We start from the raw sequence: 23,398 nt of genomic DNA on the forward strand, positions 1-23,398 counted from the left end.
ACTAATTCACGGGGTGAAACTGCAATCGATTTCCGCATCTTCGGCAAGCTTTGGTGTTTGCGCGGCATAAGGATACCGAGACCGGTCCTCTGTGTTTCGTGTCGTGTGCACGTCATGCGAGGCCAGCCTTCACCACGTCTTTAATGGCCGAGGGAACGTGACCGACCCGCGCTTTTCCGATCTGAGTACCGAAGAACTGCGAATCGTCGACGCGGCATGCAAAGCGTTTGAGGAAGACTTTGCACAGCAACGTTCCACTCTCGAACAGCACCTCGCCCAGGGAACGATCCGAATTCGCAGCGTGCTTTTTGAGGAGCTGCTCGCAATTGAGATCGAGCTGCGAGCGCGGGGCGGATCGTTGCCTCCGATCGCCTCTTACGAAACACGTTTCCCGGATCGAAAGGAACAGATTCAATCGGTGTTCCAGCGTATCGCCGATCAAAGCTTGCAGACACGAGAGCTCTCCGCCGCGAACTCAAAATCAAAAATCCAGTTGCATCCCAGCGGTGCCGATCTCCAGATTCCTGATTCGATTGGACGTTTCCGTATCGACGAAGTGCTTGGGCAAGGCGGGTTCGGGATTGTTTACAAAGCTCGTGATGAGGGATTGGAGCGAGCGGTCGCCATCAAAGTACCGCGTGCTCGATTCCTTTCTCTTTCTCAGAACGAGACCGAGGCGAAAATCGTCGCGAAACTGGACCATCCAAACATCGTGCCGGTTTATGAACTTGGCAGCGACGAAGATTTTCCCTTTTACATCGTTTCCAAGTACATCGATGGATTCAGTCTCGCGCAGCAAATCAAGTTGGGCCAAGTCGGCAATGCATTCGCTGCGGCTGAGCTGATTGCGACGGTTGCCCAGGCATTGCATTATGCCCACGAGCAGGGCCTTGTGCACCGCGATGTCAAACCTGGCAACATTCTGATGGATGGTGATGGCAATCCCTTTGTGATCGATTTCGGACTGGCGCTCCGAGAACAGGACATCGGTGAGGGACCCAAACATGCGGGAACTCCCGCCTACATGTCGCCAGAACAAGCCCGTGGAGAAGGCCATCGTGTTGATCGTCGCAGTGACGTTTTCAGTCTCGGCGCGGTGCTCTACCAGTTGCTCGCCGGTCAACTCCCCTTTCACGGTGAGACGAAGGCCGAGCTTCTCGATCAGGTGACAAACGGTGAATCCAAACCGCTCAGGCAACACGATGCAAGTCTGCCGAAAGAATTGGAACGCATCTGCACGAAAGCGATGGCAAAGCGAGTCACGGAGCGGTATCCGTCGGCCCGGGACTTTGCCGAAGATCTGAGGCTTTTCTTGGCTGAGAATCCCGCGTTGGCTCGTGGGTCGGCGAACGGTGGGCTTGCGGGAAAGGTTTCGGAATCACAAAGCTCGACACCGCCGTCCTCTCCTGACTCCGCTACGGCGTCTTCCGGCGCGGTGGGCTTGGGATCGTCCGGCAGCCAGGCAATCAGTATCGTTCCGAAAGGTTTGCGTTCCTTTGACGCCAGTGATGCGGACTTCTTCCTGGACTTGCTTCCCGGGCCGAGAGATCGCGAGGGTCTCCCCGACAGTCTGCGGTTCTGGAAAACTCACATCGAGGAAACGGATCCGGATCATACGTTCTCGGTTGGTTTGATCTACGGACCATCAGGTTGTGGCAAGTCGTCATTCGTGAAAGCCGGCTTGATGCCTCGGCTTTCCAATGAGGTGGATGTTGTTTACATCGAAGCCTCGCCTGCGGAATCCGAAACACGATTGCTGCACGGATTGTGGAAGCAGTATCCCGCACTCCGGGGAATCGATAGTCTGAAAGAGGCACTGACTGCCTTGCGACGAGGACGCGGTGTCCCGGTCGGCAAGAAAGTGCTGATCGTGCTCGACCGATTTGAACAATGGTTGCATGCCAAAAAGGAAGAGGAGTACACCGATTTGGTGGAAGCCCTGCGGCAGTGCGACGGAGGTCGGGTTCAATGCATCATGCTGGTGCGGGACGATTTCTGGTTAGCGGTCAGTCGCTTCCTCCATGAGTTGGAGGTGCGTTTGGTCGAAGGTCACAACACCGCCTTGGTTGATCTTTTTGATCTCAAACATGCCCGCAAAGTTTTGGCCGCATTCGGTCGTGCGTTTGGCAGACTGCCAAAGACCTTCGGTGAAACCACGAAAGCACAAAAGAAGTTTCTTCAACAAGCAACCGTGGGACTCGCCGTGGATGGCAAAGTCATTTGCGTGCGTTTGGCATTGTTCGCCGACATGATGAAGGACAAGCTCTGGGTACCTGCCACGCTCAAAGAATTGGGGGGAACCAAGGGAGTGGGGGTCAAGTTTTTGGAGGAGGTCTTCAGCGCTCCGTCGGCAAATCCAAGTCACCGCCTGCACCAGAAAGCTGCCCGAGCGGTGTTAAAGGACCTGCTTCCCGATTACGGCACTGATATCAAAGGCACTATGCGATCTCATGCGGAGCTCATGGAAGCAAGCGGCTACGGTGATCGACCCCACGACTTCGACGATTTGATCAAGATTTTGGACAGCGAAATCCGACTGATCACGCCGACCGATCCCGAAGGAAATGGCGCCAATGATCAGTACGTGACTCAGGCCCCAAAGGGGCAGCTGTATTTTCAGTTGACCCACGATTATCTCGTGCATTCGTTGCGGGATTGGCTGACCCGCAAGCAAAAAGAAACCGCTAGCGGCCGAGCAGAGCTGAAGCTGTTTGATGCTGCATTGCTGTGGAATGCCGAACCGAAGAACCGCTTCCTGCCATCGTGGTGGGAGAATCTCAACATTCGGTTGTTCACGGATAAGCGGAAGTGGACTGAGCCGCAGCGGAACATGATGGCCAAGGCGGGACGCACGCATGGAATTCGCACGGGAATGGTTGCCTTGTTGCTAGTGGCCGCCAGCTTCATTGGTCTGAGCATTCGCCAATCGGTGGTCGAATCCCAGCACTTAACTCGTGCCACAGCCTTGGTGGGTTCTCTCGGGAGTGCTGACATCGCTCAGGTTCCCTCCGTTATTTCCGACTTGAATCAACACCGTGAATGGGCTGATTCGTTACTCAAGGCCAAACTCGCCACGGCCAGCGATGGTTCCTCCGAGAAACTTCATTTGTCTCTCGCCCTACTGCCTGTTGACGAGAGTCAACTCGAATATCTACGAGATCAACTTCTCGTCTGTTCGCTGACCCAGTTCCCAGTCCTGCGAACAGGATTGCTGCCTCACAAAGACAAGCTGGTCGAAACGCTGTGGATCGTGGCGAAAGATGAAGAGCAAGAAGCTGTGGTACGTTTTCAGGCGGCAGCGACCTTGGCGGAGTACGCCCCCGACGATGAACGCTGGCGGGCGACGGCTCCGTTTGTCTGCGCACATTTGACGAGTGCCGTTTCGTCCGTTTACCTCGGCCCGTGGCGCGAACTTTTGCAACCGGCGAGCAAGCCATTGATGGAGCCACTCACCGCCATTCATGCCGATCGCTCCGTTAGTGGAAAGCGGCGAGAAGCTGCAGCGTTTGCCCTGTCGGACTATCTGCGAGAGCAACCCGACAAGCTGGTGGATGTGGTCTTGGTAGCTGATGAATTGGCCGAGTTCACCTTGTTGTCCAATGCGCTGACCCCACACGCCGCCACGGTGCAGCAGAGGTTGCTGGAGGAAATGCGGGCATTGCTTCCTGTCGAACTCGACAAGACCAACGAACACCTCGCAGAATCAGATCAGATACTTCGAGACGCTCACTGGAAACGCCAATCGTTGGCCGCGGTGACACTTGTGCATCTCGGAGTTGGTGACGAGGTTTGGGCGCTGCTGAAGCTAACGCCTGATCCCTCGCTACGAAGCTTCGTGATCCACCATCTGGGTAAGTTGGGCACGAATCACAACACACTCGCTGCCCGATTGAATAGGGAGAGTGACGTTTCGGTTCGCAAAGGGTTGGTTCAGAGTCTGGGAGGGCTGAATGCGGCGATGTTGCCGGCGTCCGACCGCAACCGCATCGCTGCGCAATTGAAATCGCTGTATGTCACCGACCTCGATTCCGGCATCCACGGTTCGGCCTCGTGGACGTTGCGGCAATGGGGCATACCGTTGCCAAGGTTGCCTGTCTGCGAACCCACGTTGAATGAAGGACAGTTAGCTCGGGCTGCGAAGCTGAATGCGGAAGTCGACGAGATCCGACAACGGATCACCACCGATGAGCAAGCCGGGCTTCTTGCCCGACAAGCCGCCTGGGAACGGCAATTGCGAGAGCAAGCAGCGCCATCACTGGATTCACTCAAGGAGGGACTGGTGGCCCATTACCCACTGGATGAAACCGAAGGCAGAGAAACAGCGAACGCGGTCGAGGGCCAGCCAGTCGGAATCTATGAGGGACAGGGCCAGCCGGAGTGGAAACAGGGCGTTGTCCGTAATGCGATACGACTCGACGGCAAGGGCGGACACATTCGTTGCGGCCAAATATTCAACCCTGACCGCGGGGATGCATTTTCATATGGGTGCTGGGTATTCAGTGAAAACCAGGGCCGGTATGCCACCTTGATCGGCAAAATGGATTCAGCGAAAAACTTGCGTGGCTTCGATTTATTTTTGGATGCTTCTGGGCGCATGGAGGTTCATTTCAAACATCACTACCCAAGTAATTTTTTAAAGACGATGTCCGTCGATTCACTTCCGCCAGGTCAGTGGCACCATGTCATGATGACCTACGACGGTTCATCAACCGCTGCCGGTGTGATGCTCTATCTTGATGGCCAACCGATCGACACCAAAGTCGTCACCGAGAGCTTGTCAGACACGATCCAGAACGATGCTCCACTGAACATCGGGATGCGTGACATACAGTACCCGTTTTTGGGCGCTATCGACGATATGCGAATCTACAATCGCCTCCTAAGCGACGGCGAAGTGCAGCAGTTGTACGCAACGGGACTGCGGGCGTTAGCGGGCGTGGCGACTGAAACTCGCACGACCGAACAGCAGGCCCTGCTGTCAGCGGCGTACCGTCCACAGGATGAACCGCTGCAACGCCTTGAAAATCAGCTTGCCGCATCTGAGACCGCATTGAGTGAAGCCCGCTGGAACGGTGTTCGCCGCTGGTACGTTAATGGTCAGGGCCAGACGATGGCGGTGATCCCGAACCCTGCGGCTTCAAGTGAGAGTTCGATCAATTACAGCTTTGCGATTGCCAGCCATGAGGTGACGGTGGCCGAGTTTCGCCGGTTTCGAGGCGACATTGCTGCTGATGAAACCAATGCCCCCACGGAGGACTGCCCGGTCCACAAGGTCAGTTGGTACGATGCCGCTGCCTACTGCAACTGGCTGAGTCAGCAGGAAGGAATTCCGGAACATCAGTGGGTATACGAGCCGACAGAGAATGGGCAATATGCGGACGGAATGTTGATTCGAGAGAATGCATTGGAGTTGACGGGCTACCGCCTGCCTACCGAAGCGGAATGGGAACACGCGGGCCGAGCGGGTAGCACCGGCACTTATGGTTTCGGGGAATCGTTGTCGCTGCTGGAACGGTACGCCCGTTACGATCACAGTTCGTCTAGTCGCAGACACTCGGTTGAATCGTTGCTGCCGAACACCTTGGGACTGTTTGACATACACGGCAACGTTTGGGAATGGACTCAAACTTCACTGTCGGGTTCAATCTCCCCGGTGAGAGACGATGGTACCCGTTTATTGCGTGGCGGCTCGTTCCTCTATTCTTCGTTGAACGTCAGTTTCGCCAATCGCACCAGCCTCCAGCCGACGTATAGGGACCGCTACGGTGGTTTCCGTCCGTCGAGAACTCTCCTCTTCTCCCATTAAGACCGTTAGCCTTTACCCAACGTTACGAACAGGAAGCCGACGTCTCGATCAAACGGGCCTTGCTGTTGTGCCTGGGCGGATTGGACGTGACGCAGTTGCCTCCCGTGCAACGCGATCGTCTGTGCGATCAATTTGCCGAGGTCTATCGCAACCATCCCGACGCCGGGATTCATGGGGCGGCAAGATGGATGCTGACAAAGTGGGGGAAAGGCGAACAAATCGTTTCGATCGATCAAGAGTTGCGGCAATCGGAAGAGCAAATTCAAAACGCAACCGACGATCCACGTCAATGGTTCGTAAACGGGCAAGGCCAGACGTTTGTGATCCTTGAGGCCGATCAAGTCGCGTGGAATAAGACGATTCCCGACGAGGCCAGCGTGCACGGTCACCTCAAAGACGGGATGACGCGCGAGGAAAAGGAGTCATTGGGATGGTACGATACGCCGATAGCTAACGCGGAAACGCGCGACTGGAAAGGGCGGCGATTCCTGCGTGCGCAGCGACGGATCGAAAGGCGTTTCGCCATTGCGACAACAGAAGTAACCAGGGCACAGTTTGAAACGTTTGAACAAAACGCTGACTACGTACTTCGCGAAAATCGTGAAATGAAACTTCAGAGGATGAAAGGATTACTCCCCAGCGAAGACCAGCCAATATACCTGTCTTGGTTTCAGGCTGCCCATTATTGCAACTGGCTGAGTGCAAGCGAAGGCATTCCAGAGGACCAATGGTGTTATGAGAAAAATGCCGCCAACGAATTCCATGAACGAATGAGGGCCAAGGATCATTTCTTGGAATTGCAAGGCTATCGTTTGCCGACCGAAGCGGAGTGGGAATTCGCCTGTGCCGCTGGTGCAAAGACACATCGTTACTGGGGCAATTCCGAAATTTTGTTGACAGATTACGCCTGGTGTGAATCAAATGCAGACGGACGTTCTTGGCCCGTGGCAAGCCTGAAGCCAAACGATTTCGGTTTGTTCGATATGCACGGCAATCTATACGAATACTGCTTCGATTACTACTTAAGAGATTTGGTGAGCGGGGAGGATTCTCCGAGTACGCGTCCCTGCCTGCTCGGGGATTGTAGGGTCAGCAAAGGCTCGAGCTTCGATAGGCCAATAGGTTGGTGTTCTACAGAAGCCAGAATTCACTTTGACGAGTGTAACAAATCGTACCCAAAACCAGGATCAGGATTTCGTCCGGTCAGGACCTATTTTCCCCGAGCGTCTGCGGACTCTCGATGATTCCTATGCGAAGCTGCATGCAGCCGTCGAGACGCTTTCAACGGCGGATGAGTCGGTGCTGCCATTCCTGCAGCAGCAATTGCTGACGGTCACTGCTCAAGAGTTTCAACGTGTTCGCGATTCTCTCGAAGAGCACAAAAGCAAATTCATTGCCGACTATTGGGAGACCACCAAAAAGAGCGACTCTTCTGCTCTTCGTTTCCACGCAGCCTGTGCCCTGGCGACCTATGACCCGTCGATTGCATACTGGGAGAACGAGGATTTCTGTCAGTTTCTAACCGAACAATTGGTAAACGTGCCGCCTGCTGATTTACCTGACTGCCATGGGAGTTTCAAGTCCTATTCGAAAAATTTTTGCGATTGCGTACATTCCTTGTTCCACCGGCTGGTGGTTTTCAGAAAGGGTCGTAGGAGTATCGACCGATCCCATGTGAGGATCCTCTCTGACGTTGGTGATCACGTTATCGCCATACAGGTAATACATAAGAGGGACGACCCCAAACTGCCGTATCAGGCGGTGATGATCCGTCAGAGCGCCACGCACCGGAAAGGCAGAGATGCCGCGGCCGACGAAGGCGGTGTGGATCCTCACACAGGCTTAGGGTCGATCCCCAGATTTAATTGTATTGGTTTTGTCTATCTCATTGTCGTTGATTCCTAAACGGGCAAGGACTGCGGTAAGGAGTTCGCCAAGTCCGACCTCGCGACGTTTTCGAGATGCTTTTTGGCGCAGCACTTCCGCAACAACTTTTGCTTCATGACCTTTCGCATATTCGGGCAGTTGCTCTACCGCTTTGCTTAGATCAGCGAGCACTTGGTCCAAGGGCGTCTCATGGAGGCGGTGAAACTCACGGAGCTTTTCTAGAATCGAATCGGGCGCGCGGAATGCCGGGTGTCTCATTGGTTGGTCACCAGCAAGGCAAGCGAATGCAAGACGCGTGAACTTCTTGGTCGTTTTGACTCGACTAGCTCGGACCGCGACTCCGCGTGCAAGATCCTGCTCGGCAAGACCGCGATAGTGGGCGCAGTGACAAGCGAGATTGTCAGCGATCCTCATCAGTGCGCATCGCAAACGTCGATTGGCTTGGCGGATGATCGGCCCACTTGTGTCAGTCTGGTCGCTTTGGTGCCGGCACGGGAATAGTCCACTTCGTCCTGTGATTGCGTTTGCGTTTGCGTACGCATCAATCGGTCCCATCTCTCCAGCCAAGTCGGCTGCAGAAACAACATTGATTCCAGGAATCGACATTAGACGAACGTAGGGCGTTTGAACCAACTCACCTGCAAGAACTCGCTCAATTGAAGTGATTTGGCGTTGAATCTGCCGAAACAGCTCTTCTAAATCAGTCCAGATTGCGTGGTGGACAGCGCCATCTTTGACCATCTGATTCTTTTCCTGAGACGCCCAGGCAAGAACCTTGTCAATGGTGCGTTGCTGGCATCGGATCCCTTGTTTACGCAGCCGCTTGCAGATTCCCGTCTGGCCGAGCTTCACAATCTTCGCTGGGGACTCGCAGCAACGGCCGATGCCCATAGCAATTCGGTGCTCGAGTAATCGATCAAATAGAACTGAGTAACCTGGCATCGAAAGATGTAAATGTTCTCGCACCTGGCATGCAAGCGATGACGCCTTCTCGACGAGGTTGCGCCGGTGACGCACTCTCAGTTGTAACTCACGGTAAGGCGATTGCAGCTCTCGCTCACAAAGACCAAATCCAGCGACAGCAGCGCGGTGTTGCGCGTGAAGATCGGTTTCATCTGTCTTGTTGCCTGGGTCGGCAGGCATCCGGTATTGCTTCGTCGCAAACGGATGAACAACACGTGTTTCGAATCCTGCACTGGAGAAAGCATGCTTGGGCGCCAGATGGTAGTTCCCTGTTCGTTCTACAACCACGATGAGATCGCGTATGTCATTTTGCTTTTGAGATTGTTGAATCTGAGCGATAGCAGCTTTGAAGTGACCTGACTGATGCTCAAGAGTTTGTGGCGCGATGAGCAGCTTTCCAAAGTAGTCAGCCATCATCCACTCGGATCGATGCTTGGCAGGATCAATGCACACGATTGCGAATCTGTCACCGCCAACCTTCGCTACGCGAGGTCCAATCAGCCCGGATGGCTTTTGCAGATGAACCCGATTCTTTGATCTGCGCTTCGATGGGCGTCGACGACGACTGCCAGTGAGTTTACCGGCCATTAGACTCTCCAATTTGGGGAAAGGAAGCGAATCCTGAATTCTCCCAATCGCGATCCGTCGCGGCGATTCCAATCCCAAGAAAGGGATTTTCTCTCTTATAAGTGTCATACCAGGCCGACACCGGCAACCGAATATTGCACTCTCCTCGATCGATGAAACCAGATGCAGTTGGCTGAATGCCATTCGTGCAGGCGGAATGACCATACGGATGGAGCGGATCGAAATGCGGAATGTGTCAGCAAGTTTGAGACGACATGTTTTGCAATTTAGTGAATGGAGCCAGCGTTATCGGGTGCCAGCCCTCCGAAACCCCCATAAGCATCAAGTTAAGACATAGCCAAGTCGGCGCGATTTTTCGCCGCATCTCGCGCTACGCAGTGAGGAGGTTTCTGTGCGGCAACAACACAATCCCTTTCTGTAGACATGTTGACGTGTAGACGGGGGAAAGAACTCGGTGGCCCACCAGCCAAGGTGATCAAGTTGATCATCTCATCACACGTGACAAAGTTTGATCAACTTGATCAACTTGAATATCCTGTCTCGATTTGTCTCTCCTGCTCCCATTGCTTGAGCAGACGCATCGCTGCTCGGTTCCGTTCTTGCTGGCAGACGTAATCGCAACAACTTGGATACTTCGCTTGTAGCTCGGGGGACTTATCCCATTTTGCTGCTTGCCTCCATCGCCAGCGTACGTCTTTGTTCGTCGCCACGGGGTAGGCGCCCGTTAGCATGGCCAGCGAATCGAGGACTTCGTGGGTGGCGTACTGTGTCTTTCGGTTAGCAAAGTCAGCGAGCTGTTGTAGGGAGCAGCCACACCATCGTGCGTATTGCCGAAGTGTTGGCATTGGCCTGCCTCCAGCCTGCCGGCTCTTCCGCTTGGCGGCGACTCGCAAGTCTTGGCGTATTGAGTCGGTGAGTGAGAGGGATTTTGAAGCGTTCATGAGCCTCGATCGATCAATAGAGAAGCGACGGGAATACTGGGCGAGGCGGAAATCACCATGCGACCAAACGTGTTGGGTTCTCGGTTTTCTGAGCCAATCCTGCGACTTCTTCGGTACATTTGCAACCATCTGCCGGTGAAAACGCGACACGAAACGATTTCGCCAGTTCTGCAGCCTCAAAATGGTGATGCGATGGTTACAAACCCCGAATCCTTGGTTTCAAACTTGCGTGACAGCAAACATTTGGCGACGCTTGAGACGACAAACCTTTGGTCCTACTGTTTGCGACACCGAATAAGCGAGGCAGTAAACGCGTTTTGATGCTTGTGCGAAAAGTGGTGGAATTGAGCCAATTCCACCTGTTTTGGAAGGAGCAAAATACGGGGTATCGGAATCTGGTGGTAAACGGAGTTGTTTTCTCGAAAACAGAAAAGCACTTCGTCGCAGGCATTGCTTCGGGGTTTCTACCGCAGAACGAAGTGGCGAACTCGAGGAAACTCGGCCCGTAACTCCGGCGACGCCATCCATATGTCGGCTTGTCGTAAACGAACCATTCGTTGCTCGCGTGTGGCCGAGGGGAACAGCCCAGTCAGTGCCGCGAGGTCGTCGACGATCTCATGCCCCAGACTTTTCGATTTGCCATTGGCGAACTTGCCGAGCAGTTGAGGCGTGCAGCCGCACCAACGGGCGTACTGGCTGATTGTCGGGTGCTCTTTTGATTCATGATGACGACTGCCTTGGTGAGCACTGAGTCGGAGGATTTGCCGCAGGTCATGGACGATTGGGTGTATGGTTCGGATGGGGACATCAACGGACGTGGACATGGTCTTACCTGTGAAGAAAACTTGCTTAACGAACTCATCTTTAAAGATACAAGGATTGCTAGAAACACCAAAAAGATGGGTGGATGTTTGACGACGGGACTAGCTACCATCTAATTCGACAACCGAAGTTTCTGTCGGTGGATTGAAGCGATGTCCCCACTACACCACGAACCGCCACATAGAAGGTGTCGCTCCGAATCGTCCTAGGAGAGAACCGTCTACAAGCAAGCAGGCTACAGCAGCAATGGAACTCGAACGCCGGGCCCATTCGCATCCGATGTAGTGCCTACGCCTTTAGTGAAGCGACGATCGCTTCAAGATCCTCTATCGGAAGTGACGACTTTAGCAGTCGAGACAGCTGATCGATCCCCTCAATCGGCAGTGAGGCTTCCTGTGAGGTGTCGTCGGGGATGATGGCTAGAATCCCCGTGTTTTGGCCGACAATTCGTGTCCTAGTGGGACAGCTTGCTCACCCATCAAGAAGCATCCCGAACCCTCTTTTCCCATTGTTTTCGCAGATTGGTTATTCGCCGTGCGAGCTCGGGATGGGTCATTAGCGGCAGAGATGACACCGCCACGGACACCGCCGATCACTGCATCGAAATCAATTGCTTCGCCAGTAAGTGATGACGCCCCCGCTGCCCAGTGATCATCGTGAACTTGCAGGTAGTGTTTTTCAGCCGTCTTGCTTGAATGGCCGAGCCAAGCGTTGATGACGTGATCCTCCCGATGCTCCTGAAGTTCTGTCCTTCTAGTGGCCCGCAAGTTGCCGAAAGTCTTCTCCCAAGGAACTATCCCCGCTTGTTCGATGATCCGGTTCATCTGCGTCCCAAGGTTCGCCCTGCGGTGGTACCGCCGAATACATCGTGTTGCCCCGTCTGGTGCCGATTCAGATGATGCCAACAGAAACGGCATCAACTCGGGGAAGATCGGACAGAACCGCAAACCCGTCTTGGGCGAATCAATTCGCAATCGGTCGATGTCCCAAAGGATGTCCGCCCAGGTCATCACAAGAATCTCGCAACGACGTAAACCCGCAAATCTGGCAAACGCGAAGATCAAACGCCAGTCGTCATCGGGGCAGGCTTTCAACACTTCGATTGCCGTCGCACGGCTAATGTAGTGATCGCGAGTCCTATTCACGTCGCTACCCGGCTTCACGTCGGCAAATGGACTTTCAGGTATCAGACGATCACGAACCGCATCTGCAAAGATTGCCTTCGCTTTTTTTGTGTACTTTGAAACCGTCGCTTCCGAGTGCCCTCTATCCGATACAAGCCATCGTTGCCAACGGATCGCATCGGCAGGTGTAATCGTAGTCAGCAGGCACCTTTGGCCGAAACGATCAACAAGAAAGCCCTTCACTCGTGTGTAGTCTTCAAGAGTCACCGCAGCGATGTCCGTTCGCCCTGCAATGTACTTGTCGCAGAATGGCCCCAAGAATCGATCAGAATCAGCGTTGCGGTTCTGGATTGGATCAACCAAGCCCCAACCACAAAGCGTATCCCGAATCCGCCCGTCAACCCCCCTCGCCCACTTAGCTGCATCTGGTTCCGGTTGCACGTTGGATGCCCTCGCCCGTACCAACTCCTCAACATGCCGAGCAACAGCATCTGCAGCCCGTTTGCTAAGCGGTCCCAGCCACAGCGAACGCCGCTTCTTTTCATGCCGAAACTGCAGACGCCAACCAGTACGCCCACGGTCAGACTCTTTTCTTAAACTCGCCATCTATAACTACCATCAGTTAAACCCATGAACAAGAAACACAACGGCGGGCTGGTCATGGGAACCAGTGTTCGCCCCGTCGGGCTAGCCGCTGCGTAAAGAAATGTATACATCCAATTCCCTCAGGGCCAATCACCACCCATCAGCCGCAACTATTTCCACTCGTTTCGGATGCGTCTCGTGCAAGGGGACGTCTCGTGATCAGTCCAGATGGTCAACTACCAATCTCGTGCATCACCAGCACGCACATAAAACGACCACCCAAAGCATCCACCCAAAACCACCACCTACGTCAACAACCGTAAACCCCAGGGCAAGAACCCAGATCCATCGAGACAAGAAGCACATCAATCTCCGCATCGGTAGTCCTCCATCGTGTCGGTCAATCGCATCGAGCCATCAGGTCGCCGAGGATCGCGAGTAAGGCCCTCAGCCTGCTCGGGTGCAATCTGGCTCACATCGACGCACCGGAGCCCGTAGGATCGCAATGCGGCTTTCAGGAAGCGGCGCATCGAGCGAAGCACCGCATCGTCATCGCCCACCCACGCCTCGGGCCTAAGGGTGACCGTCCAGTGAGTTCGGTCTTTCGGTTTGATCATTGTTCAACTCCATTTGGTCAACCGCGTGAACGGTCGTCGTCAATTCCGTATTCGGGAGGCACTCATAGCGAAGCGTGCATGAGTGACGCTCGTAATGTGTCTGTGTCTGTATGTAGGCGCGGTGATGTCCCCACTAGCGGACATGAGAGCGCCGTCTATTGGACATGAGAGCGCCGTCTAGCCTTAGTAGGCGCGGTGGTGTCCTCACTAATCACTTTTCCCGTGATGACGAACACCCTCGGGATCGTCCCCTGCTTCGGTTTGACGAGCTTGATTGCCTGCCATCGTTCGAGGTCATCGAACAACCGTCGCGCGGTTCGTCGATCAACTCCAAGAGCTATTGCCAAGTCCGATTCGGAAACTCGGAATTGCCGGTTGGCCTGCGCGTGCCGGTAGCACACTAACATCGCAACACCATGCCGTGCCGGTAGCTGACGCAACAGCTTGTCAACGATGTGATTCAACTGTTCGAATCGACGCTGAGATTTTGATTTTGAGGTGGCCATTAAAAGGACGCCTCCTCGTAGCTCTCGGCAGCAAACGGATTCGCGTCGCCATAGTCGAGGAACTCGCTGTGTGGTTCCACAACCGGCTCAGGACGCTCAAAACGCATCGCTGGCATGTTGAACACCAGGTCATGCGGAACACGTTCTCCGTGCCGGTTCTTACCGCATTGCAGGTCTACCTTGCGAACCTTGTCGTTGTCATCGACTGGGCCATCGTCGCAAAGCAGGTAGATCGAATCAGCCATGAACTCGATTTCGCCGGATTCCTTCAACGATGCCATCGACAACTGACTCGACTCGTAACTCGAACCGTTCTTATTACGCCCGCGAGTGACTGCCGAAACAGCTAAGACACCCCAGTCCCGGTTCGCCAACTGCCGTAGCGACCTCATCACCTGATTGACACCGACGCGGGCATCATCCCCGGGCGCGAACAATTGCAAGTAGTCGAGCAACAACAACCCACAACGCCCTTCCGTAAAGCTCTGCAAGTCACCTAAACCAAAAGGCCCAGGCATAACCTCTATACGATCCAAGTAGGGTCTAATATCATCAGCCGCATCTTCAACCGCTTGCATCTGGGAGGGGGTCAAATCCGCAAACCGGAGTGCCTTCGCGGGCACCCCTGAACGACGTGTCAATTCCCTACCCAGCAGTACGTCAAAACTAGTCTCAGCGTTTGCAACGAATACAGTGATCTCACTATCGTGATCCAATACATCGAACACATACTGCATTGCAAAGGTCGTTTTGCCGAAACCAGGGGGGGCAGCAACAATGGTGATCTTATTTGGCCCACACTCAAAACCATCAATCCAATCACCAGTCGGATAAAGGTAATCGCCCTCCTTGCGTCTCAATCGATCCAATAATGAATCCAAGCATTGAACCGACTCGGAAACCTCACCCGGTAGCACATACCCCTCGGGCACCTGCATAGGCGCTATGCTCAAAGCCCGATACCGCTCATGAACAGTCGCGGAACCGTACTCGGTAGCAATGTCCTGTAGTCGATGGGAGTAGTCCCACGGAGTCGCCCCACCGAACACCTCGACGCCCCACTTTCTTGGAACTAGCTCATTGCCTGCATCCCTTGCACCAATCAGCAAAGAGTCAATCTCCTTCGTAATCTCAGGAGCCATTGTCTGAACCCCCAAAATCACGAATAAAATAATAGGCCGCGAGACTGCGACAAAATCCATCAGGCACTACATTAAAACGCGCTAGCCGCGCCTGCATTTCGCATGCGTGACCACCCGCGACGACCAGTTGGCCATCCTCTATACACGCGTGATGGGTGTAGGCCACTGCACGCCATACAGTGCCCTCGGCTTCCCAACGCAGTTCGTCTATCTTGTCTGCCGGGTACTGGTTGTTAGAATGTGAATGGCGGGTCGCATCGTCAAAAACGCTTTGGGAGTTAGCCATTTTTGGTTGCCTCCCTTTTTTCGTCCCTGGTCTCCAGGGCAGCAATCGCAGCATCGGGTCGGTACAGCCGACGCCGACCGATCATCACGGATGGGATCTTGCCATCAGCTCGCAGTCGGTCCACGCTGCAACGAGACACCCCAAGCAACTCCGCCAACCGGTCGCCGTCGACGAGGCGGGGTTCGGATGACTCGTGCAGAAGGCTCCCCAATTGTCGCATCACGTCGGAGACGATCGCTCTGCGGAATTCATCGGGATCAATGTCTTGCAAATAAAGACTAGGCATGGTGATCCTCCATGCGAGCTTCAATCCAGTCGCGAACGGTCACCAATTCGTGCTCGGCAAGCTCGGACACAAACGTCCTCAACTTGCTCATGCGTCCGGTGTCTTGCGGTTCCTCCACATCCTCGTACTCGTCGCCGCATTCTTCGTACTCGTCTTCCGCGCCATCGTCGGAGACTTCATTCACATCGTCGTCGTCAACGATCTCACCTTGAACGACTTTCTTGCGTGCTTCACTAACGATCTTCGCCGTGACCTTCGTGCCGCGTTCATCAGCTATCTTCTCAGCCTCATCAACAACTTCCTGCTGCTTCTCGGCTGGTGCTTTCGCAAGTTCACGAGCCTGACGCTCGTTCTCGATCTGTGCACCATGGTGCACACTTTGTTCACTGTCCTGTACAGCGTCACTCGACTCGATTAGATAGTAGGCGTATCTCCGCTTGAACCCGAATCGCTCCTCGGCATACGCCACAAAACTTCTGTGGGTCGCCCTGTATAACTTGCTGTCGCGGATTTCCTTCAGCGCGGAGCCGACCTTGAGAAATGTCTTCTGCCCATTGGCAACAATCTTCTCAAGTGACCGGAGACGGTTTGCGTCTTTGGGTGTGATTGACCTCTGCATTAGGTGCCCTCCGACGGTGCGGGGACAGGTCGCATTGCCTTCGCTTTTTGCGATTCTTCGCGATGCTTTGCGAGTGCTCGCTCAATTGTGCGCAGCAATTTCAACTCGCGGCGACGCTCCGCGATGCGTTGTCGGATGGTGAGTTCATCCAACAGGTTTTTCTCGTCCATTGTTTCTCCATCGTTTGAGTGACGATGGAGGAACGATGACATAGCTCATGGACGCCTCGACCGACGACGCATCGGTTTATACGTCGGTCGTTACATCGACCAACTTTGCCCGTGATTTATCAAACTTCACAGTCCATTCAGTATCCGCCAAATCTGTGTTGAGCTTTTCTAAGGCTCGCTTTACAGATGAATCCTTAACACTTCCCTCGTAAACGTCGTCGTTCAATGTGCCGAGCGATACGAAGTGCTTGTGTTTGCGAAGTGCCTCAAACAAATCAAACGAACGTCCTTCGAGCATCGAAGCGATTTCATCGAGTCGGGTATTGTTATCATCCCCAACAGCAGCAACTTCATCTGCCGGAAGATCAATTCCCGCATTCGTAACAGCTCGCTCGACCGCTTCCAGGGCATCCTGCAATGCCTGGGCGGTATCGCGTCGCATCGTCCACAGGTGCAGTTCTCGCTCGTCCTCAGGCGTGTTGTGCGTCACGAGCCAATCAGGCGTTCCCCACCAATACGAAAATGCTTCTTGATGCTCCCGCATTTTTGGAAAACACTCGATCAGCCGTTTCGCATTTCGTCCCACGCTTGGAATGACGGGCGAGTCAGATTTCGAAACGTCAATGCCAGCCTCGACCGCAGCAATACGGGTGACGGCATTCCCAACCAGCGACTCAAGCGACTCCAGATACTCGCCGATCTGTTGAAGGCACAATTGACGTGACGCTTGATCATCAAGCCACGCAAGACGCGATTCGATTTCGTTCATTGAGATTCCCCGTTGAAAGATGCCATCGCGGGCAACCCACGGGGATGGGTCGCCGCGACGGCGATTGAATGCGGCTCATGACTTCCGCAACCAAAATCTTAGCCGATGCCAAAAAGAGCGGTACCCATTGGAGGCCGCGGTTTTTCCGAGCGAGCGCCGACGCGACGAAAAACCGTTCTCTCCTTTCTCTCCTGTTCCGTCAATCGCAAGAATTACCGACGACTTGATCTATCCCGGTTTGCCAGAGATAACTCATTCTGAACTCAACTGAATGTCTTTGCATAACTCACGGTACCTTCCTGATACAATGACGAGCCATGAACCTAAGAGAATTAGTCGAAGCGAATGACACAAAGGTTGGACGGACATTTGATCTGTTCATCCAGGCTCTTATCGTTGTCTCGATTGTTACGTTTTCACTGGAAACTCTCCCGGGGATCAGCTTCCGTCAAAGAGAGATCCTAGGCATCATCGAGACTGTTTGTGTTCTAATCTTTACTGCTGAGTATCTAGCCCGTCTTTTTGTCGCAGACCGGAAGCTGCAATTTGCAACGAGCTTTTTTGGCGTCATCGATTTGCTTGCAATTTTGCCGTTCTATTTGTCACTTGGGGTCGACCTTCGTTCGATACGAGCGTTCCGTTTGCTCAGACTGTTTCGGATTCTGAAGTTAGCTAGGTATAGCAAAGCAATCCGCCGCTTTCACCATGCGCTTCTCATAGCAAGAGAGGAAGTTGTTCTCTTTGGATTTACCGCATTGATCGTGCTGTACTTGGCTGCGGTCGGCATTTACTACTTTGAAAACGAAGCACAACCAGACGCGTTCGCCTCCGTTTTTCATTCTCTCTGGTGGGCTGTCGCAACACTAACCACTGTCGGATACGGCGACGTCTATCCAATTACAGCTGGAGGTCGATGCTTCACGTTCTTGGTGTTGCTCGTTGGGCTTGGCATAGTATCCGTTCCCGCCGGGTTAGTTTCTGCCGCGCTTACAAAAGCACGAGAGATTGAAGACCAGGAATCGGTTGATTCGGAAACTCGATAGACCCAACTAACGATACATTGTACCATAAGGCAAAACCGTTCTCCCTCTGCCGCCATCTGGCCTACGGTAGGGCAAAATAGTTTGAGATGGACATACAATAGGGTCTGCGGTCGGCTTGGGGTCGGGGCACGGGCTTCCGTCTGCAACAGGACATTCGTGCGTCCGCCTTGGGATTGAAGATCGTCTCAGCGAATCCATCTCTCGCGGCCAGTCGTTTCGCCTCCGAGTCGTTTGGCCGGTAGACCGCTTCGCCTTCGCAACCGCAGTTCGTTCCTCACAGCGGATGCTTGGCTTCGCTACCTGATTGACAGCACCACCGGTCTACACTGGCGTCGCTTCAACGTTCCGTTCGCCGCCGACTTCGTTGCGCTGCGCCACATGTTCGTACCTCACATGCCGCTTGCTTCACTTCGCGTCGGACTTGCAGCCGGGCATTCGCACCGTCGCGGCCTCTAAATAGCGGCGTTCGCGATCCATCGCTCACCCGCTTTACTCGGCATCCTGCCTCGTTCGTCGCCGTGTCGCATCGTTCAGCCGATGACGATGGTTCTCGGATCGTACCGCGAAGTAGAACACGTTTGGCTCGAACCACCCTCATCGACTTCACGGGCTCGACGCCATCACTCATCCTTCGTTCGGCTACGTCGACTCACATCGACCGCCTCGCCCCGCTTCGCTTGCTCGGGTCGATCGCTACGCCCATCCATGAGCTTCGCTCACGACGGGCTTCCGTGCCCCGGTCGGGCTTCATGCGCGGACGTCCATGTCCGCGTACTGGTACTCAACATTGCGGTGGCTCTTGGCGGCGATGGGTCGCTCGGTGTAATGGATACCGTTTGTCGCCGCCGCTTCGTGTCGGAGCCTTACGCGAGGTTTCGCGGGCGTGGTTGATCGTTTGGCTACGGGTTGCCGGTTACGCCCGCGTGGTTCGGTCGCCATCGGTTCCCGCAGACGACAAGGCCACGTTCCACCCGGTTGCCGGGATTGCGGCAAAATGTCGCGACGTCCCGGGCTTGGCGACTTGGACGTTGGTTCGCCGCTTGATCCTAGCGACCCACAGGGACGCTTCACGAAGGCCTCACGGCCTTTCTTTGGAATGAGCAAGGCATTAACGAGAAGGAACAAGCCGAAACTTGTTTGGGACTGCGTCCACCTCGGGGAGCCAAGATTCGATTATGCTTTTGGCTGATGTTCGCAATCTCTGGCCGCAGGGGTACCGAGATAAACTCAATGTTGGCAACAGTCGGTTGCCTCCGTGCCAACGATTTTCAAGCAACTTGCAGGGAATTTGCAATGAGAAGATTTGTTTTCGTGACACTCACATGCATGCTCTTAGGCGGCCTTATCGGTTTGACGTCTGCCGTATCCAATCCGACATTTCGGTCCACATCACGTGTGATGATCGAACAGGCACCCAATCCCAAGGACCGAGACGCAAAGCCCATTCCGTTCGAGATTCTGCGATCGCACTTCTATAGCGATTGGGTGTCGTCTATGGCTTTCCGAGATCGGCGAATGCTTCCGTTTCACCGTGAATTTTCCGGTCACGCTGGCATCTTTGCTCGACACGCACGTGAAGCCCTTATTGTGGAACCAGAAGTTACCAGCAACCAGGACTTCAGAATCGCAGCCTTAGTTCACTACGATTCCAAGAATAGGGAACTGGCAGAAGCGGGCGTTAAAAGTTTCGTTCATGCGTTTCAAAATTGGGCGAATCAGAGGCAGCACACTTTACATGGTGATTTGATGCGCACGATCAGTGTCGCGATCGAGCAACTCTATCCAAAGCTTGGTGAACTAGAACGTCAATACCGTGACTTTCGGCGCGATGCTCCATTAGTGTGGAACAGCGACGGCAAAGCGATTAATCCGCATCGTGAGCGTCACTTGTTCTTGACCCAAAAGCGAAGTGAAACAATCGAGGAATTCCGCAGAGTGGAACTTATGTTGAAACAAGCGGAACAACTGGCTGAACAAGCCAAATCTGCGGTCGTTACACTTCCCATCATCGCGAAACTGTTGGATTTTCCAATAGCCAACGTAAAGGTTGTGGAACCCAGTTCGACGGATCCCTCGATTGGCAAACTATTGGTAGAAGCAATCGCGGAACGCAATCGAATCGCCGAGGAGTTGGGGGAAGAAGATTCACAAGTCGTCGAACTCGATCGACGTATTGAATTGCTTGAAACGGAACTCAAAAAGATCGCCAAGAACCAAATTGACCAAGCCTTTGCCAATGCCCTTAAAGAAAGTTCGTCCCAGCAAGTAGCCGCGAAAGATTCTACCATTTCCGCGTCAGAGGTCATTGCCACAATGCTCGATGCTAAAAAAGCGGAAAGCAGTATGCTGAAGGCCTATCGCGCTGAACTTGAACAAAACATTGAGTCTGAGAAACAGGCAAGTGCTAAACTCGCAAAGCTTGAGCAGGATGACGCAGGAATGCAGCGAGAAATAGAACGTAATCGCGAACTACTGAATCAGCTTGAGGAGCAAATGTCACTCGTCGAAATGCAGACGGAGGAAAGCCAATTGAGGATCGTCGAGCTGACAGCACCGTCTGTGGGCCACGTCACTGGCTGGCGTAAGGTCGGAATCGCTACGCTCTTAGGACTTGGGGTCGGCAGCGTGCTATCGCTGTTCTTGGGACTGCTCTCACGAGGAAAATCGGCTGCTGCATAGCTAGTCTGCGGAGGCTACCTCGTGAAGTAAAATGTCGAACGATCACTTAGGGTCTGCGAAAACCAAGGTGCGTCGTCAGATGCGATTTAATAGGTCGACATCTGGCCCCAGGAAGGGTGGAAAGAACTCTGGAGAGTGTTGTCCGCCATCTGGCTTTGGGAGCGGGAAATACTAGCAGGGTGCTATACATCAGGTATCGCGGGAGGCTTGGGGTCGGGCTACCCGGGCTTTCGATGCCATTGCAGTGCCTACAGCAAAACACTCTGCATAAGCCACTGCCGTTTCATGGACACTTTGGTTTATCGCATCCCCACAACAACGTCCGTGAATCGCTTGTAACGCTCCGTCGTATCATCGTGACATCGATGCGTCTCATTGCTTGCGATCGCGTTAGCGTTGATCCCTGTCGCCCCGATTCGATGCAATGCCTTTTGCCACGTTCAGCAGATCACCCTTGGCGGCGTCATCCATCGATTGCCAGATCGTTAACAATTCGGTCGTTTGTTCGTCGGGTTGCTGCGACAGTGACACCGCCCACGACACCGCCGCTTCACCCGTTTGCTTGTTTCCTCGTGTCTCAGACGATTGTGACAGTCCTAGTGGGACAGCTTAATGGCAAGCCAGCCAAAGACTCCACGAGACAAACCCAGATATTCCGGGGGTTTGCAACTTCGGCCACTTTTCGTGTCTTGGAATCTCCGCCCTTGGCTTGCACCGTCGGTGGTGTTTTAGAATCCACCACTTCCGCGTCATCGCCCTTTGCATGGGGTATCGGCTTGGGGGCTGCCGGGAGAGTTGTCATGCCAATCATCTTGGCACCTTCGGCGACGGCTCGGTCGAAACTCGCCTGCATCGTCATCGCGTAGTGGTTGTTCGCGACCGTGGGCGAATTACCAAGCCAGCTTGTCACGTCCTTGGCCAGATAGGAACCCCAAATTCTGCGAACCAGAAAGTGGAAACGTTGCCCAAGGCGCAGGACCCGAGTCAACCGAGTTCCTTGAACAGAGCCCTTGAGCATCGGCTCGTTCCTCGCGATGTCAAAGACTTAATTGTCATACGGCTCGTGGGTGTTTGGCTACCACGGACGGAGTAGCGATATGAGACTGCTTGTGTTTCCTGAGTCGAGTGTTGTGCCGGTTCCGTATTCTGCCCACTTATGTTGCGGGTCAAGCTCGGCTCGGAAATCGCTGGTGGTTAGATCAATGGAGGCGCCGACTTTCCCATCGGACTCTACCCAAAGCTGGCTTCCGGTTTTGTTGTACTTTAGGACCACGTGTTCGAAACCACCGTGGACTCGATCAACCCAGTAGTATTTTGGTGCCATGTTGGGAGCAACCACGGTCAGGCGGTCGTCAGTTTCAAAACCTCCTGGACGTGCTTGAAAATAGACTTCGGTGCCATTGGGCAATTTGCCACCGATTCTTGGCCCCCAAGGTGCATGGCCCGTCAGCACGCGTCCAATTGTGAAGGGTATCCATAACACAAAGAGCACAATGAGCGTGCTGAAGATAAGAAAGTATGTTCTCTTTGTGCTCTGCTGGGTTTCCGAGGCCATGCGTGTCCTTGCCGTATAATTTGGTAATTCTGTGGCGCTCGCGCCAGAACACGAGTCTATCCCGTCGATGAGATCCGGTGGGCTCCCGGTCGTCTTCGCCCTCCGAAACACGTGATTTACCTGCGAATCATTTCATGTCCAAGTGATTTGCCGAGAAATATTCGGCGCATTAGGCCTCGGCGCAGTCTTCCCAGATTTTGGTCCCAGAATTCGAGAAGAGTGCGCCAAGGCGATCGCTGCTATCCGCTTCGGGCGATCCACCCGCAGCGGGTTAGACGGAGAATTGCTGAGACTGCTAAAGGCCGGTTCCGCACCCCTGGCGTCGTCCGGTGTCGCGCCTGCGGCAGAAGTTCCAAGTCGTCCTTGACTAAATTCGGTTATGCTACGCATATGAGCGAAGTAACGAGAATTCTCTCCGATATCGAAAACGGCGACTCAGCTGCATCGGAACAGCTTTTGCCGCTGGTCTATGACCGATTGCGCAAACTGGCAGTTCACAGGATGGCTCAGGAGAAACCGGGCCAAACATTGCAGGCGACTGCCCTCGTGCATGAAGCCTATATCCGCTTGGTGGATGTCGAGCAGGCTCAGCATTGGAATAGTCGCGGTCATTTCTTCGCAGCGGCTGCAGAAGCGATGCGTCGACTGTTGATTGATAACGCAAGAAAAAAGCACGCATTGCGTCGCGGTGGAGACATGCAACGACTGGAAATCTCTTGTTTAGAACTACCGGCGACAGAATCACAAGTCGACTTGGAAGCGATCAGTGCGGCTCTGGATGGACTTGAAAAGGCGTTCCCGCAAATTGCTGCCGTCGTCAAACTCAAGTACTTCTGCGGGTTTACGATCAATGAAATCGCCGAAGCGCTTGGAATTTCGGTCTCCACAGTAAAACGCCACTGGTCCTATGCTCGAGCGCGTTTGCACGCGGAGCTAGATTCGAGTCCATGAGTGCATGCTCAAGAACTCTTGACAGAAAACTTCAGCTTTGAATGAGCGCATTTTTACCT

The 23,398-nt window shown here is 54.0% G+C and carries 19 protein-coding genes; 6 read left to right on the forward strand and 13 right to left on the reverse strand.

Annotation, left to right across the window (positions count from 1 at the left end):
- Positions 1-157: 157 nt before the first annotated feature.
- From Poly41_RS23005 to Poly41_RS23015, 3 genes are all read left to right on the forward strand, one after another.
- Positions 158-5,806: a protein kinase domain-containing protein gene (locus Poly41_RS23005; RefSeq protein WP_197231541.1), complete on the forward strand. Its 5,649-nt coding sequence runs from the start codon at positions 158-160 to the stop codon at positions 5,804-5,806.
- 86 nt (positions 5,807-5,892) lie between these two features.
- Positions 5,893-7,050 carry a formylglycine-generating enzyme family protein gene (locus Poly41_RS23010; RefSeq protein WP_197231542.1) on the forward strand — a complete coding sequence of 386 codons (1,158 nt, stop codon included), beginning with the start codon at positions 5,893-5,895 and terminating at the stop codon, positions 7,048-7,050.
- 55 nt (positions 7,051-7,105) lie between these two features.
- Complete coding sequence (locus Poly41_RS23015) at positions 7,106-7,711, forward strand: hypothetical protein (protein WP_146529310.1); 606 nt, start codon at positions 7,106-7,108, stop codon at positions 7,709-7,711.
- Here Poly41_RS23015 and Poly41_RS23020 read toward each other — a convergent pair.
- From Poly41_RS23020 to Poly41_RS23060, 10 genes are all read right to left on the reverse strand, one after another.
- A complete protein-coding gene (locus Poly41_RS23020; protein ID WP_197231543.1) occupies positions 7,649-9,109 on the reverse strand; it encodes an IS110 family transposase in 1,461 nt (486 codons plus the stop codon). The genes Poly41_RS23015 and Poly41_RS23020 overlap by 63 nt on opposite strands.
- A gap of 656 nt (positions 9,110-9,765) precedes the next feature.
- Complete coding sequence (locus Poly41_RS23025) at positions 9,766-10,185, reverse strand: hypothetical protein (RefSeq protein WP_146529314.1); 420 nt, start codon at positions 10,183-10,185, stop codon at positions 9,766-9,768.
- A 464-nt stretch (positions 10,186-10,649) separates the two neighbouring features.
- Positions 10,650-11,009: a hypothetical protein gene (locus tag Poly41_RS23030; RefSeq protein ID WP_146529316.1), complete on the reverse strand. Its 360-nt coding sequence runs from the start codon at positions 11,007-11,009 to the stop codon at positions 10,650-10,652.
- Positions 11,010-11,426: 417 nt separating this feature from the next.
- Positions 11,427-12,737: a tyrosine-type recombinase/integrase gene (locus tag Poly41_RS23035; RefSeq protein WP_146529318.1), complete on the reverse strand. Its 1,311-nt coding sequence runs from the start codon at positions 12,735-12,737 to the stop codon at positions 11,427-11,429.
- A 344-nt stretch (positions 12,738-13,081) separates the two neighbouring features.
- Entirely contained in the window at positions 13,082-13,333 is a 252-nt protein-coding gene (locus Poly41_RS23040) for a hypothetical protein (RefSeq protein ID WP_146529320.1), read from the reverse strand.
- A gap of 505 nt (positions 13,334-13,838) precedes the next feature.
- The gene (locus Poly41_RS23045) at positions 13,839-14,981 is read right to left on the reverse strand and encodes a DnaB-like helicase C-terminal domain-containing protein (protein ID WP_197231544.1); all 1,143 of its coding nucleotides are present in this window, start codon (positions 14,979-14,981) and stop codon (positions 13,839-13,841) included.
- Between the two features lie 278 nt (positions 14,982-15,259).
- Positions 15,260-15,553: a helix-turn-helix domain-containing protein gene (locus Poly41_RS23050; protein WP_231615868.1), complete on the reverse strand. Its 294-nt coding sequence runs from the start codon at positions 15,551-15,553 to the stop codon at positions 15,260-15,262.
- Positions 15,546-16,172, reverse strand: a complete 627-nt coding sequence (locus Poly41_RS23055; RefSeq protein ID WP_146529324.1) for a hypothetical protein — start codon at positions 16,170-16,172, stop codon at positions 15,546-15,548. The genes Poly41_RS23050 and Poly41_RS23055 overlap by 8 nt, the downstream gene beginning before the upstream one ends.
- A complete protein-coding gene (locus tag Poly41_RS34270; protein WP_197231545.1) occupies positions 16,172-16,342 on the reverse strand; it encodes a hypothetical protein in 171 nt (56 codons plus the stop codon). The genes Poly41_RS23055 and Poly41_RS34270 overlap by 1 nt, the downstream gene beginning before the upstream one ends.
- Positions 16,343-16,418: 76 nt before the next feature.
- Positions 16,419-17,111, reverse strand: a complete 693-nt coding sequence (locus Poly41_RS23060) for a hypothetical protein (protein WP_146529326.1) — start codon at positions 17,109-17,111, stop codon at positions 16,419-16,421.
- 317 nt (positions 17,112-17,428) lie between these two features.
- Here Poly41_RS23060 and Poly41_RS23065 point away from each other — a divergent pair, with 317 nt between their 5' ends.
- Together Poly41_RS23065 and Poly41_RS23070 are read left to right on the forward strand one after the other, a co-directional pair.
- A complete protein-coding gene (locus Poly41_RS23065; RefSeq protein WP_146529328.1) occupies positions 17,429-18,154 on the forward strand; it encodes an ion transporter in 726 nt (241 codons plus the stop codon).
- A gap of 1,746 nt (positions 18,155-19,900) precedes the next feature.
- On the forward strand, positions 19,901-20,833 hold the full coding sequence (locus Poly41_RS23070) for a GumC domain-containing protein (protein WP_146529330.1): 933 nt from the start codon (positions 19,901-19,903) through the stop codon (positions 20,831-20,833).
- Between the two features lie 390 nt (positions 20,834-21,223).
- On the opposite strand, the gene Poly41_RS34275 is transcribed toward Poly41_RS23070, so the two are convergent.
- From Poly41_RS34275 to Poly41_RS23080, 3 genes are read right to left on the reverse strand one after another with little or no spacing between them, the layout of a single operon-like run.
- Positions 21,224-21,364, reverse strand: a complete 141-nt coding sequence (locus Poly41_RS34275) for a hypothetical protein (RefSeq protein WP_197231546.1) — start codon at positions 21,362-21,364, stop codon at positions 21,224-21,226.
- 46 nt (positions 21,365-21,410) lie between these two features.
- Positions 21,411-21,851 (reverse strand): hypothetical protein, encoded by a 441-nt coding sequence (locus Poly41_RS23075; protein ID WP_146529332.1) that lies wholly within the window; start codon positions 21,849-21,851, stop codon positions 21,411-21,413.
- Between the two features lie 57 nt (positions 21,852-21,908).
- The gene (locus Poly41_RS23080) at positions 21,909-22,388 is read right to left on the reverse strand and encodes a thioredoxin domain-containing protein (protein ID WP_146529334.1); all 480 of its coding nucleotides are present in this window, start codon (positions 22,386-22,388) and stop codon (positions 21,909-21,911) included.
- Positions 22,389-22,778: 390 nt separating this feature from the next.
- On the opposite strand from Poly41_RS23080, the gene Poly41_RS23085 reads away from it, so the two are divergent.
- Positions 22,779-23,339 carry an ECF-type sigma factor gene (locus Poly41_RS23085; protein WP_146529336.1) on the forward strand — a complete coding sequence of 187 codons (561 nt, stop codon included), beginning with the start codon at positions 22,779-22,781 and terminating at the stop codon, positions 23,337-23,339.
- Positions 23,340-23,398 lie beyond the last annotated feature (59 nt).

It is taken from the genome of Novipirellula artificiosorum, assembly GCF_007860135.1.
Taxonomy (GTDB): domain Bacteria; phylum Planctomycetota; class Planctomycetia; order Pirellulales; family Pirellulaceae; genus Novipirellula_A; species Novipirellula_A artificiosorum.

Excerpts from the sequence above, each read along its gene's own strand:
- Poly41_RS23025 (WP_146529314.1), bottom strand. The coding sequence starts at position 10,185 with ATGAACGCTTCAAAATCCCTCTCACTCACCGACTCAATACGCCAAGAC.
- Poly41_RS23065 (WP_146529328.1), top strand. The coding sequence starts at position 17,429 with ATGAACCTAAGAGAATTAGTCGAAGCGAATGACACAAAGGTTGGACGG.
- Poly41_RS23035 (WP_146529318.1), bottom strand. The coding sequence starts at position 12,737 with ATGGCGAGTTTAAGAAAAGAGTCTGACCGTGGGCGTACTGGTTGGCGT.
- Poly41_RS23075 (WP_146529332.1), bottom strand. The coding sequence starts at position 21,851 with ATGCTCAAGGGCTCTGTTCAAGGAACTCGGTTGACTCGGGTCCTGCGC.
- Poly41_RS23070 (WP_146529330.1), top strand. The coding sequence starts at position 19,901 with ATGCGCACGATCAGTGTCGCGATCGAGCAACTCTATCCAAAGCTTGGT.
- Poly41_RS34270 (WP_197231545.1), bottom strand. The coding sequence starts at position 16,342 with ATGGACGAGAAAAACCTGTTGGATGAACTCACCATCCGACAACGCATC.
- Poly41_RS23040 (WP_146529320.1), bottom strand. The coding sequence starts at position 13,333 with ATGATCAAACCGAAAGACCGAACTCACTGGACGGTCACCCTTAGGCCC.
- Poly41_RS23080 (WP_146529334.1), bottom strand. The coding sequence starts at position 22,388 with ATGGCCTCGGAAACCCAGCAGAGCACAAAGAGAACATACTTTCTTATC.
- Poly41_RS23045 (WP_197231544.1), bottom strand. The coding sequence starts at position 14,981 with ATGGCTCCTGAGATTACGAAGGAGATTGACTCTTTGCTGATTGGTGCA.
- Poly41_RS23060 (WP_146529326.1), bottom strand. The coding sequence starts at position 17,111 with ATGAACGAAATCGAATCGCGTCTTGCGTGGCTTGATGATCAAGCGTCA.
- Poly41_RS23050 (WP_231615868.1), bottom strand. The coding sequence starts at position 15,553 with ATGCCTAGTCTTTATTTGCAAGACATTGATCCCGATGAATTCCGCAGA.
- Poly41_RS23030 (WP_146529316.1), bottom strand. The coding sequence starts at position 11,009 with ATGTCCACGTCCGTTGATGTCCCCATCCGAACCATACACCCAATCGTC.
- Poly41_RS23085 (WP_146529336.1), top strand. The coding sequence starts at position 22,779 with ATGAGCGAAGTAACGAGAATTCTCTCCGATATCGAAAACGGCGACTCA.
- Poly41_RS23055 (WP_146529324.1), bottom strand. The coding sequence starts at position 16,172 with ATGCAGAGGTCAATCACACCCAAAGACGCAAACCGTCTCCGGTCACTT.